The sequence below is a fragment of the Actinorectispora metalli genome, from assembly GCF_056323685.1.
The window spans coordinates 940,770-958,475 of sequence record NZ_JBREYE010000002.1; the positions used below are offsets into that span (position 1 = coordinate 940,770).

Here is a 17,706-nt window from a genome sequence, read left to right on the forward strand (position 1 = left end):
CCCGGTGAAACCGCACGAATAAACCGAATTGTCGGGGCCATGGCCTAGCGTGGCGGGAGCACCACCACAAGGGGGAAACACCATGACCGATCCTGGTCCCGACGAGACCATGAACCGTATCGGCGCGGCGATGATGCTGCAGGGCAGCGACCCGCCCGCGGCCCGGGAAAGCCTGCTGGCGATCTGGGCCGAGGTGGGCGGCGACGGTGATCCACTCTACCGCTGCACCCTCGGCCACTACCTGGCGGATTTGCACGAGGACCCGGCGCGGAAGCTGCACTGGGACCAGGTGGCGCTGGACGCCGCGGGTGAGCTCACCGAGGAGCGCCTGCACCGGCTGCACCCGGGCATGAGCCTGCGCGGGTTCTACCCGTCGCTGCACGCCAACCTCGCCGAGGACCACCTGCTGCTCGGCGACCGCGACCGGGCCCGCCACCACTTGGCGTTGGCCAAGGACTGTCTCGACGCCCTGGACGAGGATGCCTACGGCGACATCGTCCGCGCCTACATCGCCAAGTTGGAGTCGGCGCTCGACACCGCCGACACCCCTGCCCCCTAGCACGCGGCACCGGCCGCCGGAGGGTCCCGGCGGCCGGTGCGATGGTCACACCCGCGGCCGCTCCGGACCACGTGCCCGCTCCCGCCGCGGGATACGCCGGGCTGCGTAGGCGAGGCCCGCCGTGACGAACGCGGCGGCGACCAGCAGAGCGCTGACCCACAGCGGTGAGCGTTGCCCGAACCCCGCGGCGATGGTGAGACCGCCGGCGCCACCGCATTTCGGTGCCGCGAAGGGACGGCCCTGGGAGGTATCCGAGCAGGCCCGGTGGGGGTGAACCTCAACCTGAGGTTCACCCCCACCGGTGTGGTGGTCAGGCGGGTTCGTAGCGGGACATGCAGACCATGTCCGCCTCGAAACCCTTCGACGCCCAGAAGGCCTTGCCCTTGTCGTCGTCGGCGCAGATCTCCAGCCGCATGATGTGCGCGCCGCGCTCCCGAAGCCACGCCAACGCGGCATCGGCCAACGCGCCGCCGATGCCGATCCTGCGGGCCACCGGCACCACGAAGCAGTTCTCGATCTCGCCGACCGCTCCGGGCAGCAGGCCGTCGCCGACGGCCAAGGTGCCGTTCGCGAAACCCACGATGCGGCCATCGCACAGGGCGACCAGGCAGAACGAGCGGTCGTGCCACGCGCAGGCGCTGAGCATGTTCGCGATCCGCCGCAGCCCCTCGGGCGCGAGCGGACCGCCGTCGGGAATCTCGCGGCACATGCGGTCCCACAGCAGCGCCACCGCCGGACCCTCGTCCTCGCGGATCCGCCGTATCTCCATCATCGGTGTCTTCTCCTCGTCTCGGTCGTGGACGTGCCTGATCGACGCGAGACGCGGAGGAGGTGCTCGGGAGTTCTAATGTCGATGTGACATGCCTGCCAGGCTAGCCGGCCGGTTCACCGAGGGTCGAGGGAATTTCCCGTCGGCGACGGCTGCGGCGGCACCGTGGCGTTGGAGTGCGGTGGCACGGTCGTGCTCGTCTCCGACGACGTGGTCGTGGGCGAGGGCGAACCCGTCGAGGTGGGTTTCGAAGTGCCTGTGGAGGTGGTGGGTCTGCTGGGCAGGGTCACCGTGGTGGGCCTGCCGTCCGGGTCGGTGAACACCGTGGTGCGGGGCGCAGCGTCCTGCACGGTCTTCACCGGAACCACGGCGGGCGGTGCCGAAGCCGAGACCGGGACGGACGGGCCGGGCGTCGCCGAGGTGGCCGACTCCGTCGGCGCCTGCCCCGGGTCGCCGTGGCCGGAGCGCGGGTTGGCGTACTGGCTGGAGACGGTGGCGATGGAGGCGAACAGGGTGGCGGTGACGATCGCCGTCCCACCCACCATCACGACGAAGTTGGGTCTGCGCCCCGGCAGACCTGCTCGACGGGAACGGGACGGGGCATCGGGGGCGGGCCGCCAGCCGGGATCGACCGACCGACCGGTCATACCCGCCTCCCCGCTTTACCCGAAATCGCCCTTCAAGACGATAGCCCGAACCTATGCTTCTCCTGCTCGTGTCACCCTAACGAGCGGATGGACCAGCGGTTACTGCCGATCACCCCGCCAAGATCACCTTACTGGCTGTGGTCGAAAGCACAGCAGGGGGACGGTCGACTTGTGCGGCGGGCCCGCGGCGGGTATCCGGTGACGGTGGACATCGCCGACGGCTTCACCATGGGCGTGGAGGAGGAGTTCCTCCTCGTGGACCCCGACAACGGCCAAACCGTGCCCAGAGCGCGGCAGGTGCTCGACGCGACACCCGAGGTCGAGCGCACGGAATTCCAGACCGAGTTCATCCGCAGCCAGGTCGAGGCCGCCACCGGGCCCTGCACGTCGCTGGAGGAGCTGCGGGGCATGCTGCTGCGGGCGCGCGGCGCACTGGCCGCGGCGGCCAAGGCCAACGGCTGTGCGTTGATCTCGGTGGGGCTGCCCGTCATCGACGCCGTCACCCCGCCGACCACTCTGGACCAGCGCTACCAGAAGATCGCCCAGATGTATGCGTGGGTGCTGCGTGACTACGAGTCCTGCGGCTGCCACGTCCACATCGGAGTCTCCGACCGGCACACCGCGGTCGCCGTGCTCAACCACCTGCGCCCCTGGCTGCCCACGCTGCTCGCGCTGTCGGGCAACTCGCCGTTCGACCAGGGCCGCGACACCCGCTACGCAAGCTGGCGCATGATGCGGATGGTCCGCCTGCCCAACGTGGGCGTGCCGCCCTGGTTCGCCTCGCTCGCCGACTACGACAGCAGCATCACGCGGCTGGTCGACAGCGGGGCGCTGCCCGACGACCGGATGACGACCTGGCTGGCGCGGCTGTCCACCCATGTGCCCACCGTCGAGTTCCGCGCCGCGGACGCGGCGACCACCGTGGAGGAGGCGGTGCTGCAGGCGGCGCTGTCGCGGGCGCTGGTCCGCACCGCACTCGATGAACTCGCCGCGGGACGGGAAGCCGCCTTCGGCGACGATCAGCTTTCCGCGGCCGCCGTGTGGTCCGCCGCCCGCCACGGCCTGCGCGGCAACGCCGTGCACCCGGTGCACCACACCACCGTCGACGCCGTCGACCTGGTGTGGGAAATGCTGGACTGGGTGCGGCCCGCGTTGGAGGACACCGGCGACCTGCCGCTGGTGCACAAATACCTGGACTGGCTGCTGACCGAAGGCACCGGCAGCGTGCGGCAACTCCGCGCCGCCGACCGGGGTCTGCCCGCGGTGGTCGACATGCTCGCCGAGGCCACCTACCCGGCGTGATCGTCGCGGCGCTGGGTAACCCCGGACGTGTGAACATCGCACCTTTGCCCGAGCCCCGTGGCCCCCTGTCGGAGGCCGTCGTGGCGGCGCTGACCGCCGAACCCGCCGACCGGCCCTACCCCGCGGTGCGGGCCGAGCCGTTCGGCGAGGACCTCGCGCTGGCCCTGTACTCCTGCTACGAGCTGCACTACCAGGGCTTCGCTGGCGTGGACGCCGGGTGGGAGTGGCAGCCGGAACTGCTGCGGTTCCGGGCGGCCATGGAACGGGTCTTCCTGTCGGCGCTGCGCGAGGAGGTCAAAGGCGGCAGCGATCTCGACGCCGAACTGGAGGCGCTGCTGATCGAACACGTCCCCGGCGGCGGTGTGTCCCACCACCTGCGCGATGACGCCGAGTGGTGGCAGGTGCGGGAGTACTTCGTGCAGCGCTCGGTCTACCACCTCAAGGAGGCCGACCCGCAGGCCTGGGCCATCCCGCGGCTGACCGGCAAAGCCAAGGCCGCGCTGGTGGCGGTGGAGTTCGACGAGTACGGCGGCGGCCGCGCCGAACGCATGCACTCCCAGCTCTGGGCGGATTTGATGGCGGGCGCCGGACTGTGCCCGGACTACCTGCACTACCTCGACGACGTGCCCGCCGAACCGCTGGCGCTGGTCAACATGATGTCGATGTTCGGGCTGCACCGGTCGCTGCGCGGCGCGCTGGTGGGCCAGTTCGCCTCCGTGGAGATCACCAGTTCCCCCAGCGTGACCCGGGTGGCGCAGGCGCTGCGGCGGCTGGGCGCGCACCCGGCGTGTGTGGAGTTCTACACCGAGCACATCGAGGCCGACGCCGTGCACGAGCAGGTGATGCGTCACGATGTGATCGGGGATCTGGTGGCGCGGGAGCCGGAGTTGACGGCGGACGTGGTGTTCGGCATCCAGGCCACCGAGGTGCTTGACGCGCGGCTGGCCGAGCGGATGCTCGGCTCGTGGCGGCGCGGTCAGTCCTCGCTGCGCACCCGCTGACGGTGGCTGGTGTCGCAGAACGGGTAGCGCTTGCTGCGACGGCAGGCGCACAGCGCCACCAGGAACCGGTCGGAGACCACGGTGTTGCCGTCGGGGTCGGTCACCTCGACCGGCCCCTCGATGAGGATGGGGCCGCCGGGCACCCTGGTGACGCGGCGATCCTGCTGCTCAGCCTGCCGGATCGGGTCGGTCACCGCGGATCACCACCAACTCCTCGTGCCGCTGCCCGGGCTCGATGAGCCCACGCTCCTCCAACATCGGCGCCCGCGCGGTGAGCACGGGCCCGAACGGTTCGATGTGCCGGGCGACCACCGAGGCCTTCAGCCCGCCGTCGCGCAGTCGGTCCAGGGTGTCCTCCGCGCCGCAGAGCCCGGAGTGGACCATCAGCAGGGTGCCGCCGACGGCGAGCATGTCCGGGGCGTTGACGCACAGGGTGTCGACCAGGGTCCGGCCGTCCAGCCCGCCGTCCCAGGCGCGGGCGGACCCGTCGGTGGGCAGGTCGGGTTCCGCGCTGGGCACATAGGGCGGGTTGGCCAGGATCAGGTCGAATTCCTGGCCCACCACCGCGCGGTAGCCGTCGCCGCGCAGCACCCGCACGGGCAGGCCGCGCAGGAAGGTGTTGAGGCGGGCGGCGAACACCGCGCGCCGGGACACGTCCATCGCCGTGACCTCGGCGGCACCCGCCTTGAATGCGGCCACGGACAACGCACCGGTGCCGGTGCCGATGTCGAGCACACGGGCGCCCGCGGGGATCGCCGCGGTGCGCAGCGCGTCGATGAGCAACCAGGTATCAGCCTGTGGCGGGTAGACGCCGGGAGGTCTCAGCAATATCACTGATAGGACGTACCTCGTCTGTGGTGGATCAAACTCGGAGGATGAGGGCGGGGCCCGCGGGGTAGCCCGGGCGGGACAGGGAGGTGAGCAGGGGTTGTTCGGCACGATCGCGCGGTGGCGTTCGGCACGGGCACTGCACCCGATAGGGGTGCTGTGCGGGGGGCGGCTGGTGCCGCCGGAGCGGGTGCGTCATCCCCTGACGGATCTGCTGTTGGCGCCCGGCGTCTCGGAGCGGGTGGTGGTGCGCCTGTCCAAGGGCGGCGGCCTGCCGCGGTCCTACCCGGACGTCCTGGGCCTGGCGATGCGGGTGGACCACCCGGACACCCCGGGCGGGCTGTTCGACCTGCTGCTGGCCTCCAGCGGGGTGAGCATGGCGACCCGCTGGCTGCCGCTGCCCAGCAGGCACTGGTGCAACGCCGCCTACAGCAGCCTGCTGCCGTTCCGCTTCGAGGGACGCCTCTACCACCTGGGCGCGGTGCCCGACCGGCCCGGCCGCAAGCCGATCGGCTCGGTGGCCGCGGTGTGGGAGGCGGTGGCGACCGACGGCCTGTCCTTCACGGTGCTGGCGGCGCCGGTGTTCGGGGGCTGGCGCGAGGTGGCGCGGCTGGAGGTGCTCGCGCCGGTGGCCAACCAGCACAACCCGGCGATCGCCTTCGACCCGATCCGCAACGTGCACCCGGCGCTGACGCCGGTGCCGGAGTGGATCGGCGAGATCCGGCGCCGCGCCTACGCCCGCTCCCGCCTGGGTCGCCGCGCTTTGGCGCGTGATCTGGGCAATTCGCCGGATCTGTGGACCTGGTGACGTCTCTTCTGCGCCGTAGCGCACATTCCTGTGAACCGTGCGGGCTCGGATTGTCGTTTGAGTAGGTGACCGCGGCGTTGGAGCGCGCATGCGGAGGCAATTCTCCAGATCAGCCCACCCAAAGGAGCACCCTCATGGGTCGTCACAGCCTTGACACCGGCAGGCGCGGCCGCCACCGCGCGCAATCCGCTTCGACGAACCCCCTGCGTATCGCGATCGGCAGCACCATGGTGGTGGGAGCGTTCCTGCTGCCCGCCGCCCCGGCCATGGCCGCCCCCGCCCAGCCCGCCCCTGCCCCCATCGACGGGGGCCTGTTCGAGCAGCTTCTGAACCGGGCCGTCGCCACCGCGGGCGGCATCAACTGCGGGGCGCAGGCGGGCTTCACCGGCATCCAGAACGGCACCGCCCAGGGCAACGAGGTCGTCGGCGCCGACCTCGGGAAGAAGGCGGGCGGCGCCGCGGGCGAGGCAGGCGGTTCGGCGCTGGCCAGCGCGCTGGTCGGCGCGTTCGCCGGTGAGAACGGCGGAGACGCCGCCGCCGAGGCGGGCAAGATCGGTGGCCAGATCGGCCGAGTCCTCGGCGAGCAGGGCGGTGTCCTCGGCGGTGCCGCCGCGGGCGGCGCCTTCGACGGTGGCCGCGACGCGTTCGAGAACAACGGCAACGGGGCCTGCCAGCAGCAAGCCGGCTGACCCCACCCCCACGGATGCGGCATTCGCCCCGAGCGGATGCCGCACCCGTCCGTTTCGAGCCCCGTGGGCGGCGACCGGTGGCATGCGGTCGCCGCCCACGGGTTTTATCTCGGCCCTCCGGTGCGGACGTGCCCGGGATGGCCTCAGGACTCCCGGGCGGACCACCAGTCCTGGCCGGGGGCCGACAGCGTGGCGATCGGGTCGTAGTAGGGATAGCGCCGGTCGAGGGCGTCGGCGTCGTCGACCTCGATGCCGGTGCGGTAGTTCTTCGTCCAGTACGAGATGCCCAACTCGCGGTCGTACTCGCTGACCTGGTGCACCCAGCGTTTCCCGACATAGGGGACGTCGCAGATGATCCGCGGGGTGGCGTAGCCGGGCAGGTAGCCCATGATCGCGTGCTGGAGTTCCTGCGCCTCCCACACCGCCAGCCGCCAGTGTTCGGCGTTGGGGATCATGTCGCACATGTAGAAGTAGTACGGGAGGATGTTCGCCTCGCCCTGGAGCGCGAAGCACAGGTCCAGCAGCGCGTCCGGGGTGGCGTTCACGCCGCGCATCAGGACGCCCTGGTTGCGGACGTCGCGCACCCCCACCCCGAGCACCGCGCGGGCGGCTTCGGCGACCAGCGGGGTGACCGACTGGGCGTGGTTGACGTGGGTGTGGATCGCCAGGTTCACCCCGCGGCGGACCGCGGTGCGGGCCACCCGCTCCAGGCCTTCGACGACCTTGGGCTGGAGCCAGTGCTGCGGCAGGCCCGCGAGCGCCTTGGTCGCCAGCCGGATGTCGCGGACGGTCTCGATGTCGAGCAGGCGCATCAGGAACGCCTCCAGCTGGTGCCAGGGCACGTTGGCGACGTCACCGCCGGAGACCACCACATCGCGCACACCGGGGGTGCGCTTGAGGTAGTCGATCATCGCGTCCTGGCGGTCCACCGGCTTGAGGTCGAGCTTGTGCTTGGCGACCTGCGGGGTGGAGTTGCCGACCAGGTCCATGCGCGTGCAGTGGCCGCAGTACTGCGGGCAGGTGGACAGCAACTCGGCGAGCACCTTCGTCGGATAGCGGTGCGTCAGGCCCTCCACCACCCACATCTCCGCCTCGTGCAGGGAGTCGCGTTCGGAGTGCGGGTGGCTGGGCCAGCGCCGATCGCGATCGCTGCGCACGGGCAGCATGTACCGGCGGATGGGGTCGGCGTAGAACGCGGCGGTGAACGACTCGGGCTCGGTGGGCGCCTCGGTGCCGGGCAGCCCGGCCTGGTGTACGGCCATCGTGTTGAGCATCTGCGGCGGGATGAGCATCGACATGGTGGCCATCTCGCGCTGATCGTTCTGCAGATCGTCGTAGAACCGCTCCTCGAGCAGGTCCCCCATCAGGGCGCGAAGCTGGCGCAGGTTGCGGACGCAGTGCACGCGCTGCCACTGGGCATCCCGCCACTGGGCGTCGGTGACATCCCGCCAGCCGGGGAACCGGCGCCAGTCCGGTTCGACGAGTTCCCGGCGGGAGTACTCGTAGGGCTGGTGGAAGGCCTCCGCGACGGCGTCCGCCACCGTGCCGGCCGCCTCATGGACTGCGGTCATCTTTGCTCCTCGCCCTCAAGGTCGCGTAAAGATATGCTGCCATACGGGCACGGAACCGTAAATCTTCCGTTTGCCCGCTCTGTGGGCAGGGTGGGCGACGAGCGTGGCCGCAGCGGCTTTGAGCTGCCCGGATACCGGTGTCCGCACTGCTGCGGTCGCACCGGGTCGCCGTGCCGACCCGCATCGCGACGGCCCTTCGCCGGGTCGTATCCCGCCGCCGGAATGGACGTGGTCGGCGTGTACCTCGCCGGCACGGGCTCCACTCCTCGGGCCGGTCTCATTCCGCCGCGCGGACGAGGGGCTAGGCCGCCTCGGTCGCAGGCCGCCGCGACGCCAGGCGGCGGATCGACAGGCGCGGCACCGGGCCGCCGGGCGGCCGCGGCTCGGTTCGGGTGGCGGACAGCAGCGACACGGCGACGAGGGTCGCGAGCGCGCAGGCGGTACCCGCGGCGTTGAGGGCGCTACCGGGGCCGAGGTGTTCGCACAGCCTGCCCAGCAGCGGACCGCCCACCGCACCCCCACCGGCGCTGACCATGCCGTAGGCCGAGAGCACGCGGCCGCGCATGTCCTCATCGGTGTCCAGCTGCACGCGGGCGCTGGTGGTGGTGTCGATCAGCACCGAGCCCGCCGCGATCGGCAGCAGCACCACCGCGAACACCGCCAACCAGGTCGCGGTGCCCGCCAAGGCCTGCAACGCGCTGGACACCGCCGCGGCGATCACCAGCACCCGCACGCTCAGCTCCCGCAACCGGGCCGCCAGCAGCCCGCCCGCGACCGTGCCGACGGCGAACACCGTGGACAGCACCGCGAAACCCGCCGCACCCGAGCCCAGCGGGCCGTTGCTCATCGCGGCCATCGTGACCTGGTAGTTGCGGCCAAGGCAGGACAGCACGAAACCCAGGCCGAGCAGGATCAGCAGCCTGCGGTCACCGGCGACGTAGCGCAGCCCGGCGCGCACCCCCGACCGCCCGAGCGGGCTCACGGCCAGGGGGTGCAGGTCGCGGGTGCGGATCGACCACAGCGCCAGGATCACCGCGCCGAAGCTGAGCGCGTTGAGCGCGAACAGGGCGGGCACCCCGGTGAGGCCGATGAGCACCCCGGCCAGGCTCATGCCCAGGATGCGGCCGGAGGAGTTGACCACCGACCCGAGCGCCAGCGCGTTGCCGAGGTCGCCGCGCCCGGCGACCTGGCCTGCCAATCGCCCCAACGCCGGACCCTCGAACACGGTGACCAGCCCGGACGCGACCGTCAGGGCATACACCCAGGCCAGGTCGGCGTGGCCGAGCGCGATGACGGCCAACCCGGCCGACAGCAGCGCGTGCAGCGACTGGGTGAGGGTGAGCAGCGGCCGGGCGGGCAGCCGGTCGGCCAGGGCACCCGCCCATGGGCCGAGCAGCAGCATCGGCGCGGCGTGCGCCAGGATCGACAGGCCGACCGCGGTGGGGGAGCCGGTGGCCGACATGATCAGCCAGTTCAGGCCGAGGGCCTGCATCCAGGTTCCGGTCACCGAAACGAGGTCGGAGGCCGCCCAAAGCCGGTAGTTGCGGTGCGCCAGGGCGCGCAACATCGGCGGCAGAGATCGCCGCACGGGGCAGTTCCTTTCGCTGGGGGATCGCCGGCGGGAACAGGGCGGACCGCGGCCGGGCACAGGTGCGGGAACGTCGACGTTCCGGGTCGAAAGCCCACCGCAGCCGAGTGGCGAGCGCTTACCTCGGGCGGCGCCTCGCTGGCCGTCGTGCGACACCGGGGCGGGGAACTTTCGCGTGGGGACGCTGGCTTCTGCTGGTCACGGAGAGCGAGCTGCAAGGGGTGGGGAGAGAAAAACCCCACTTCAGGTAACACTTCTCGCCGCGTGCGAGCGGGAACTCGGCGTAACCGCGAAGCGTTGACAGGGCAGTTCCGCTTCGGCGAAGGAGGCCTTCCGGCATGCCGATCCTGCTTGTTCTCGTCCTCGCGGCGGTCGCCGAGATCGTGGTGCTGGTCGCGGTCGGCGACGCCATCGGGCTGCTGCCCACGATCGGGCTGCTCATCGCCGCCTCGCTGCTGGGCGGCGTCCTGCTGCGCAGGGAGGGACGTCGGGCCTTCGTCGAGCTTCGCGACGCGGTGAACAGCCGCCGCCCGCCGCAGCGCGAGGTCGCCGACGGCGCGCTGATCGTGGCCGGTGGGGTGCTGATGGTGCTGCCGGGTCTGATCAGCGACGTGGTCGGCCTGCTGTTGCTGCTGCCGCCCACCCGCGCGATCATCCGCCGCCGCCTGGCCCGCCGGGCCGAGGTCCACGCCCGGCAGGCCGGAATCCGCAGGACACCGGCCCCATCGGACCCCACGGTGATCGAGGGAGAGGTCCTCCATATCGAGGAGCAACGCTGAGAGGCGTTGCCCGACCCGCCAGTTTTGCGTAAAGATATGCTGCGATAGCGGCCTATTTACGTAAATCTTTCGGGAGTGCTTGTGGTGGCGGCAGGAGTTACGGGTGGTACCGGGCTGTCACGCTACGGACTGCACCGGGTGCTGGAACCCGCCGGTGTGCTGCCGCAGCAGGCCTGGCGGCTGCACCCCGACCCGCCCATCGGCCCCGACGAGGTGCTTGTCGACGTCGAATGCCTCAACCTCGACGCCGCCTCCTTCCGCCAACTCCGCGAGGAACACGGTGACCGGGTTCCCGAGGTCGTCGCCGAGATCATCACCGGCCGCGGCAAGATGCAGAACCCCGTCACCGGCTCCGGCGGCATGCTGCTGGGCACCGTCGCCGAGGTCGGCCCCGACTCCCCACTCGGCCTCACCGTCGGCGACCGCATCGCCACCCTGGTCTCCCTCACCCTGACCCCGCTGCGCATCACCGACCTGTCCGGTTGGGACGGACACGGCGAGCAGGTGCCCTGCCGCGGTCAGGCGATCCTGTTCGGACGCTCCATCGCCGCCGTGCTGCCCGAGGACCTGCCCGCCGCGCTCGCCCTGTCCGCCTTGGACGTCTGCGGCGCCCCGGCCCTGACCCGCCGCGTGGTGCGCCGCAAAGAAGCCGAACTGGGCCGCGCCCCCGCCGTGGCGGTACTCGGCGGCGGCGGCAAGTCCGGCTCGCTGTCGCTGGTGGCCGCCCTGGAAGCAGGCGCCCACCGCGTGGTCGCGCTGGTCCCCACCGAGCGGGAAGCCGCCGCCGTACGCGAGGCGGGCCTGTCCGACGAGGTCGTGATCGCCGACGCCCGCAACCCCGTCGCCGTCGCCGAGGCCATCGGCGAGCAGGTCGACGTGACCGTGGTGTGCGTGGACGTCGCGGGCTGCGAGCACGGCGCGATCCTGGCCACCGCCGATGGCGGCACGATCATCTTCTTCTCCATGGCCACCTCCTTCTCCGCCGCCGCACTCGGCGCCGAAGGCCTGGCCGCCGACATCGAGATGCTCATCGGCAACGGCTACGTACCGGGACACGCCGAGTACGCCCTGAGCCTGCTCCGCGACCACGCGGGCGTGCGCGCGCTGTTTGAATCACGGGCGTGACCACGATGAACACCACGCTGCTGCTGGGCGGCCGCATCCACTCACCCGCCAACCCCGACGCCACCGCGATGGCCGTCGCCGACGGCACCGTCGTCTGGCTGGGCACCGACCACGTCGGCACCGCCCTCTACGGCGAGGCGGACACCGTGCACCTGGACGGCGCGTTCGTCGCGCCCGCCTTCGTCGACGCCCACGTGCACGCCACCTCCGCCGGGCTGCTGCTCGACGGCCTCGACCTCACCCACAGCCGCTCCCTGCGCCAATGCCTGGACCTCATCGCCACCCACGTCCGGCACCGCCCCGGCAGCCTCGTCTGGGGGCACGGCTGGGATGAGACGAAGTGGCCCGAGGGCCGCCCACCCACCCGAGGCGAACTCGACGCCGCCGCGGGCGACACCCCGGTGTATCTGTCCAGAGTGGACGTCCACTCCGCACTCGTGTCCACCGCGCTGCTGACCCGCACCCCCGGCGCCGCCGCGGCCGACGGCTACTGCGATCAGGGCCCGCTGACCAAACAGGCCCACCACGCGGTGCGCACCGAAGCCACCACCGCCCTCACCGCGAGCCAACGCAGGCAAGCCCAGCACGCGTTCCTGCGGCACGCCGCCGCCCACGGCGTGGTGAGCGTGCACGAATGCGCGGGCCCCGACATCTCCGGCGCCGACGACCTCGCCGCCCTGCTCCGCCTGGCCGCCGACCCGGCACTGCCCGACGTGGTGGGCTACTGGGGCGAGCCCGGCGCCTACGACCTGGTCGAACGCCTCGGCCTGGCCGGGCTCGCGGGCGACCTGTTCGTCGACGGCGCGCTCGGCTCCCGCACCGCCGCGCTGCGCGAGCCCTACACCGACGCCCCCCACACCTGCGGCGCGTCCTACCTCGACGCCGACGGTATCGCCGAGCACCTCGCCGAAGCCACCGCCAAGGGCGTGCAGGCCGGGTTCCACGTCATCGGCGACGCCGCCGTGCAAGCCCTGGTGGAGGGCTTCGCCCAAGCCGCCGACACCGTCGGCACCCAAGCATTGGCAGGCGCCCGACACCGCGTCGAGCACCTGGAGATGATCGACGCCGAGCAAGCCAAGCGGTTGGCCGCCTGGGGTGTGATCGCCTCCGTGCAGCCCGTCTTCGACGCATTCTGGGGCGGCCCGGACGGCATGTACGCCCAGCGCCTCGGACCGCAGCGCGGCACCGCGCTCAACCCGTTCGCCACCCTCGCCTCCACGGGCATCACGCTGGCGCTGGGCTCCGACGCTCCCGTCACCCCGGTCGGGCCGTGGCAGGCCGTGCGGGCCGCCGTGCACCACCGCACCGACGGGGCCGGTATCTCCCCGCGCGCCGCTTTCACCGCCCACACTCGCGGCGCCTGGCGCGCCGGTGGCGCCGCCGACCCGCTCGCGGGCGTGCTGGTGCCGGGGGCGCCCGCCCACTACGCGGTGTGGCAGACCGGCGAGCTCCAGGCGTCCACATCGGACAGTCGCGTGCAGCGCTGGTCCACCGACCCCCGCTCCGGTGTGCCGCCGCTGCCCGATCTGACCGCCGACTTGCCCCGCTGCCTGCGCACCGTGCTGGGCGGCACCGTGATCCACGATGTGGAGGGAGCGCTCGGGTGACCCTGCTGAACCTGGATCCGGCCTTGGTGGGGCAGGCCCGCCGACTCGCCGAGCGGGCCGCCACCCCGGTCGTGCGGCTGGCGCGGGCCCACACCACCGTCGCGGTGGAACGCGCCACGCTGCGACTGGCCGGGATCACCGGCGCCGACTCCACCCACCGGGCCGGGGACGTGCCGTGGGTGAACCGCGTCGTGGACACCATCCGCGAGCATTGCGGCCTCGAACAGGGCGCGGTGCTGCCCGCCTTCGACGCCCTGCGCCGCCACAACCTCACCGATCTCACCGAGTTGGCCGAGGCCACCGCCGCGGGCATCGTCCAGTTCAGCCACCCCACCGGAAAAGACCGCACCGCCGCCGCCCGGGCCGCGAAGTCCGCGGTGGCCAAAGGCATCCGCACCGTCGACCGCAACCGCGTCCAACGCGACCGGCTCGTCGCCAAACACGGCGACCCGGCGATGCGGCCGTGGATCTACCTCATCGTCGCCACCGGCGACATCGACGAGGACGTCGTCCAGGCCTGCAACGCCGCCCGCGCAGGGGCCGACGTGATCGCCGTGATCCGCTCCACGGGCCAATCGCTGCTGGACTACGTGCCAGAAGGCGCCACCCACCACGGGTTCGCGGGCACCTACGCCACCCAGGAGAACTTCCGCATCATGCGGGCCGCCCTGGACGAGGTGTCCGCCGAGGTCGGCCGCTACGTGCGGCTCACCAACTACGCCTCCGGGCTGTGCATGCCCGAGATCGCGGTGCTGGCCGGGTTGCAGCGGCTGGACATGATGCTCAACGACTCCATGTACGGCATCCTCTTCCGCGACATCAACCCCATCCGCACCTTCGTCGACCAGCGGTTCTCCCGACAGGTCCACGCACGCGCCGGGATCATCATCAACACCGGCGAGGACAACTACCTCACCACCGACGACGCCGTCGACTCCGCGCACACCGTCACCGTCTCCCAGCTGCTCAACGAATACTTCGCCCACGAGGCCGGGCTGCCCGACGAGCTGATCGGCCTCGGCCACGCCTTCGAGATCAACCCCGACCTGCCCGAGTCATTCCGGCTGGAACTCGCCCACGCCCTGCTGGCCCGCGAACTGTTCCCCGACGCGCCCTTGAAGTGGATGCCGCCCACCAAACACATGACCGGCGATGTGTTCCGCGGGTTCCTGCTCGACGGGTTCTTCAACCTCGCGGGCGTCCTCACCGGACAGTCCATCCTGCTCGTCGGGATGATGACCGAGGCCGTGGTCACCCCGTTCCTCTCCGACCGCGACCTCGCGGTCGCCAACGTCAAATACGTCCGCAACGCCGCGGGCAACCTGCACGAGGACTTCCGCCCAGCCCCGGACGGCTTCATCGTCAAACGCGCCCACCAGGTCCTCGGCGAAGCCATCGACCTGCTGGAACGCATTGTCGAGGACGACACCGGCGAACAACCCGGCCTGCTCTCGGCCATCGCCGACGGCACCTTCGGCCTCATGAAACGCCCGCCTCACGGCGGAAAGGGCGCCGACGGCGTCATCGAGAAAACCGACGGCTACCTCAACCCCGCCGTGGACCTGCTGGAGATGACCCGATGACCCACATCCGGCCCTACGGCGACACCACCGGCGACGGCATGGTGCAGATGTCGTTCACCCTGCCCGTCCCGTGTGGACCCAAAGGCGACGGCGCCGCGCTGCAACTGGCCGCCAAGATGGGCATGGAGCCCGCGATGGTCGTGCACTCGCACTCCATCGGCGGCCGGTTCACCTTCTTCGTCGTCTACGGCTCCGTCACCCACCTCGTCGACACCGACGCCGTCACCGTCGTCGAGCGCGACTACCCGCTGCTCACCCCCACCGATGTCAATAACACCGTGAAGAAGACCCTGCGCCGCAAGCTGACCGTGGTCGGCGCCTGCATTGGCACCGACGCCCACACCGTCGGCATCGACGCCATCCTCAACATCAAGGGCTTCGCGGGCGAAAAAGGCCTCGAGTACTACCGCGAACTGCGGGTGGTCAACCTCGGCGCCCAGGTCGCCGTGCCCGACCTGGTCAAACGCGCCCGCGCGGAGAAAGCCGACGCCGTGCTGGTCTCCCAGGTCGTCACCCAACGCGACGCGCACCTGCACAACACCCGCGAAATGGCCGCCGCGTTCCGCGAAGCCATGGGCGAACGCCGACCCCTGCTGGTCGCGGGCGGACCCCGATTTGATCCACTGATGGCCGAGGAACTGGGGGTTGACCGGCTCTTCGGCCGCGGCACCACACCCGGCGAGGTCGCCAGCTACCTGGTCCACGCCATCACCACGAAACAGCAGGTCGCCGCGTGAGCCGCGACCTCGTCGAAGCGGAGGCTCCGTGAGCGCAGCACTGGTCGAAGGCTTCGCGGTCACCCACCGCCGATATGTGCCGCACTCCCACGCCCACTACGGCGGCAACCTCGTCGACGGCGCCTACACACTGGCGATGTTCGGCGATGTGGCCACCGAACTGTGCATCCGCACCGACGGCGACGAAGGCCTGTTCGCGGGCTACTCGACCGTGGAGTTCCTGGCCCCCCTGCACGCGGGCGACGTGCTGGAGGCCACGGCCACCATCACCCGGGTGGGCCGACGCTCCCGCACACTGGCCTTCGAGGCCCGCGTGGTCTGCCGCGCCGCTCCCGGCCGCAGCCCGTCCTCGGCCGATGTGCTCGACCCGCCGGTGGTCATCACCCGCGCCGAAGGCACCGTCGTCGTCCCGCCGCAAACCGCGAACTGACCTCGGCCCCACCCGTCGCAGCGCCTCCACGTCCTTCCAGCACAGTGTCTTCTCACGCATGTCCGGCGCGACCCGGCATGCTGGAGGGCATGGGCGAGCGGTTTGCGGCGGCAGTGCGGGAACACACCCGACGCCTCGTCGCACTCGACGCGGAGTACGGCGGCGCCCCGTTGGCCGATGCCGCGGTGGCGCTGTTCCGCGAGGCGCGCGGCACCGCACACGGCAGCGACCACACCGCGGCCGTCGCCGAGCTTGGCGAGGTGGCCGCGTGGCTGCTGTTCGACGCGGTACGACCCGGTGAAGCGCGGGGGATCAACCGGGAGGCCGTGGCGCTGGCGCGATCGGCGGGGGATAAGGGGATGGAGCTGTTCATCCTCGGCAACCAGAGCCTGATCGACACCCATCACCACCGCCCCCGCCACGCCCTGCGCATCGCCGACGGCGTACTGGCACACCGCAGGCTCCCGCCCCGACTCACCGTCCTGTTCGCCCTCCGGCGGGCCCGTGCGCTGGCCGCCCTCGGCGCCGAGGACCCGGCCGTCCGTGAATTCGGGCGGGCACGGTCGCTGTTCCAGGACGGCATCCACCGCCGCGATCCACAGTGGACGTGGTGGATCGACGACCGGGAACTCGCCTGGCACCACGGCATGCTGGCCGCCTCCGCAGGCGACTGGCCGCGGGCGATCCCCGGCCTGGAACTCGCCGCGGCACTCACCCCCGCCGACGGCAGGGGCTTCTACCTGCACCACGCCTACCTGCTGCGGGCACTGGTCGCGGCCCGCTCCTGGACACAGGCCGAGCAGGTCGCCCGCGCCTTGGTCCCGATGGCCGGGCAGATCGGCTGCGGACGAGCCGAACACCTGCTGCTCGCCTCGTACCGGCAGGCACGACCGCCCTCGACCGCCGGGCAGCTGCTGAGGTACCTGGCTAGTCGTTGTAGCGATACAGGTCGTGCTCCCGCATCAGGGAGATGACCTTCTCCGCATAGCCGGGGTCGGTGGCGTAGGCACGGGCGATCTCGGTGGCGAAGCGGTCGGGCTCGTCGGTGAACTCGAACGCGGGCTCGTACGCGTGGTGGCTGGTCAGCAGACGACCGTAGTCGCGGAACGAATCCGCCTGCGACCGATACACCCGGAAATGCGCGAACGTCGGATGACAATCGGGCGTGCATTCCGTGGTCTCGTATTCCGCGCAGCCTTCGGCGATGGGGCCGGGGGAGTCGCGGGAAACGCATTTGAAGCCGAAAAAGTTGCGGTGCGCGACGGTGAGCCTGCTGCGGCCCCAATTCGATTCCAGAATCGCCTGCGCGATACCCACCGAAGCGGGGATCTCGGCGCGGGAGTCGACCACCCGCGCGTCCCGGGCGATCTCGTCGATGAACGACTGCTTGCTCTCCGCTCGGTCCGTCGGCCGGGACAGGGCGGCTGTTCTGTTGTCCTGCTGCGTCTTCGCATCCGTCAGCTGTACGGCCGTGAGGCCCTGCGCCGTCGCGGTGAGCGCTGTCGCGAGAGCGACGAGAACCGCGAATATCATCGTCATGGGAATCTTGCGGAACAACACGGCGATCCTTTCGCAGGGGTGCAAGGGGAATCGCATACCGATTCCAACCCGGTACCCCCGGTATTACCAGGCTGCCGTTCGGCTCAATTCACCCGTGCTCGTGCCTGATCCGAACGGCGTCCG

19 protein-coding genes are annotated in these 17,706 nt (G+C 71.2%); 12 read left to right on the plus strand and 7 right to left on the minus strand.

The features are described from left to right. Window positions 1-82 precede the first annotated feature (82 nt). On the plus strand, window positions 83-559 hold the full coding sequence (locus ACU6XJ_RS24655; protein WP_476316328.1) for a hypothetical protein: 477 nt from the start codon (window positions 83-85) through the stop codon (window positions 557-559). 310 nt (window positions 560-869) lie between these two features. On the opposite strand, the gene ACU6XJ_RS24660 is transcribed toward ACU6XJ_RS24655, so the two are convergent. Together ACU6XJ_RS24660 and ACU6XJ_RS24665 are read right to left on the minus strand one after the other, a co-directional pair. Next, entirely contained in the window at window positions 870-1,331 is a 462-nt protein-coding gene (locus tag ACU6XJ_RS24660) for a GNAT family N-acetyltransferase (RefSeq protein WP_476316331.1), read from the minus strand. Window positions 1,332-1,444: 113 nt separating this feature from the next. Beyond that, window positions 1,445-1,975 (minus strand): hypothetical protein, encoded by a 531-nt coding sequence (locus ACU6XJ_RS24665; protein ID WP_476316334.1) that lies wholly within the window; start codon window positions 1,973-1,975, stop codon window positions 1,445-1,447. A 228-nt stretch (window positions 1,976-2,203) separates the two neighbouring features. On the opposite strand from ACU6XJ_RS24665, the gene ACU6XJ_RS24670 reads away from it, so the two are divergent. Both ACU6XJ_RS24670 and ACU6XJ_RS24675 read left to right on the plus strand, forming a co-directional pair. Further along, on the plus strand, window positions 2,204-3,277 hold the full coding sequence (locus tag ACU6XJ_RS24670) for a carboxylate-amine ligase (protein ID WP_476318617.1): 1,074 nt from the start codon (window positions 2,204-2,206) through the stop codon (window positions 3,275-3,277). 35 nt (window positions 3,278-3,312) lie between these two features. Then, the gene (locus ACU6XJ_RS24675; protein ID WP_476318619.1) at window positions 3,313-4,278 is read left to right on the plus strand and encodes an iron-containing redox enzyme family protein; all 966 of its coding nucleotides are present in this window, start codon (window positions 3,313-3,315) and stop codon (window positions 4,276-4,278) included. Here the strand turns inward: ACU6XJ_RS24675 and ACU6XJ_RS24680 are convergent. Together ACU6XJ_RS24680 and ACU6XJ_RS24685 are read right to left on the minus strand one after the other, a co-directional pair. Continuing rightward, complete coding sequence (locus tag ACU6XJ_RS24680) at window positions 4,254-4,472, minus strand: CDGSH iron-sulfur domain-containing protein (protein ID WP_476316337.1); 219 nt, start codon at window positions 4,470-4,472, stop codon at window positions 4,254-4,256. The genes ACU6XJ_RS24675 and ACU6XJ_RS24680 overlap by 25 nt on opposite strands. Next, window positions 4,447-5,112: a HemK2/MTQ2 family protein methyltransferase gene (locus ACU6XJ_RS24685; RefSeq protein ID WP_476316340.1), complete on the minus strand. Its 666-nt coding sequence runs from the start codon at window positions 5,110-5,112 to the stop codon at window positions 4,447-4,449. The genes ACU6XJ_RS24680 and ACU6XJ_RS24685 overlap by 26 nt, the downstream gene beginning before the upstream one ends. A 94-nt stretch (window positions 5,113-5,206) precedes the next feature. Here ACU6XJ_RS24685 and ACU6XJ_RS24690 point away from each other — a divergent pair, with 94 nt between their 5' ends. Together ACU6XJ_RS24690 and ACU6XJ_RS24695 are read left to right on the plus strand one after the other, a co-directional pair. Continuing rightward, a complete protein-coding gene (locus ACU6XJ_RS24690) occupies window positions 5,207-5,914 on the plus strand; it encodes a hypothetical protein (RefSeq protein WP_476316343.1) in 708 nt (235 codons plus the stop codon). A 134-nt stretch (window positions 5,915-6,048) separates the two neighbouring features. After that, window positions 6,049-6,603 (plus strand): hypothetical protein, encoded by a 555-nt coding sequence (locus ACU6XJ_RS24695; RefSeq protein WP_476316346.1) that lies wholly within the window; start codon window positions 6,049-6,051, stop codon window positions 6,601-6,603. Window positions 6,604-6,746: 143 nt separating this feature from the next. Here ACU6XJ_RS24695 and ACU6XJ_RS24700 read toward each other — a convergent pair whose 3' ends face one another. Together ACU6XJ_RS24700 and ACU6XJ_RS24705 are read right to left on the minus strand one after the other, a co-directional pair. Further along, window positions 6,747-8,174 carry a KamA family radical SAM protein gene (locus ACU6XJ_RS24700; protein ID WP_476316349.1) on the minus strand — a complete coding sequence of 476 codons (1,428 nt, stop codon included), beginning with the start codon at window positions 8,172-8,174 and terminating at the stop codon, window positions 6,747-6,749. Window positions 8,175-8,475: 301 nt separating this feature from the next. Beyond that, a complete protein-coding gene (locus ACU6XJ_RS24705; protein WP_476316352.1) occupies window positions 8,476-9,762 on the minus strand; it encodes an MFS transporter in 1,287 nt (428 codons plus the stop codon). Window positions 9,763-10,100: 338 nt separating this feature from the next. On the opposite strand from ACU6XJ_RS24705, the gene ACU6XJ_RS24710 reads away from it, so the two are divergent. From ACU6XJ_RS24710 to ACU6XJ_RS24740, 7 genes are all read left to right on the plus strand, one after another. Beyond that, window positions 10,101-10,541 (plus strand): FxsA family protein, encoded by a 441-nt coding sequence (locus tag ACU6XJ_RS24710; protein ID WP_476316355.1) that lies wholly within the window; start codon window positions 10,101-10,103, stop codon window positions 10,539-10,541. A gap of 84 nt (window positions 10,542-10,625) precedes the next feature. Then, entirely contained in the window at window positions 10,626-11,666 is a 1,041-nt protein-coding gene (kdd, locus tag ACU6XJ_RS24715; protein ID WP_476316358.1) for an L-erythro-3,5-diaminohexanoate dehydrogenase, read from the plus strand. Between the two features lie 5 nt (window positions 11,667-11,671). Further along, window positions 11,672-13,273, plus strand: a complete 1,602-nt coding sequence (locus tag ACU6XJ_RS24720; RefSeq protein WP_476318621.1) for an amidohydrolase — start codon at window positions 11,672-11,674, stop codon at window positions 13,271-13,273. Continuing rightward, window positions 13,270-14,856: a lysine 5,6-aminomutase subunit alpha gene (gene kamD / locus ACU6XJ_RS24725; protein WP_476316361.1), complete on the plus strand. Its 1,587-nt coding sequence runs from the start codon at window positions 13,270-13,272 to the stop codon at window positions 14,854-14,856. Before ACU6XJ_RS24720 ends, kamD begins: the two co-directional genes overlap by 4 nt. Then, on the plus strand, window positions 14,853-15,593 hold the full coding sequence (gene kamE, locus ACU6XJ_RS24730) for a lysine 5,6-aminomutase subunit beta (RefSeq protein WP_476316364.1): 741 nt from the start codon (window positions 14,853-14,855) through the stop codon (window positions 15,591-15,593). Before kamD ends, kamE begins: the two co-directional genes overlap by 4 nt. 28 nt (window positions 15,594-15,621) lie before the next feature. Continuing rightward, complete coding sequence (kal, locus tag ACU6XJ_RS24735; RefSeq protein WP_476316367.1) at window positions 15,622-16,023, plus strand: 3-aminobutyryl-CoA ammonia lyase; 402 nt, start codon at window positions 15,622-15,624, stop codon at window positions 16,021-16,023. An 89-nt stretch (window positions 16,024-16,112) separates the two neighbouring features. Continuing rightward, on the plus strand, window positions 16,113-16,997 hold the full coding sequence (locus ACU6XJ_RS24740) for a hypothetical protein (RefSeq protein ID WP_476316370.1): 885 nt from the start codon (window positions 16,113-16,115) through the stop codon (window positions 16,995-16,997). On the opposite strand, the gene ACU6XJ_RS24745 is transcribed toward ACU6XJ_RS24740, so the two are convergent. Next, entirely contained in the window at window positions 16,951-17,562 is a 612-nt protein-coding gene (locus ACU6XJ_RS24745; protein WP_476316373.1) for a glucosaminidase domain-containing protein, read from the minus strand. The genes ACU6XJ_RS24740 and ACU6XJ_RS24745 overlap by 47 nt on opposite strands. Window positions 17,563-17,706: the final 144 nt, after the last annotated feature.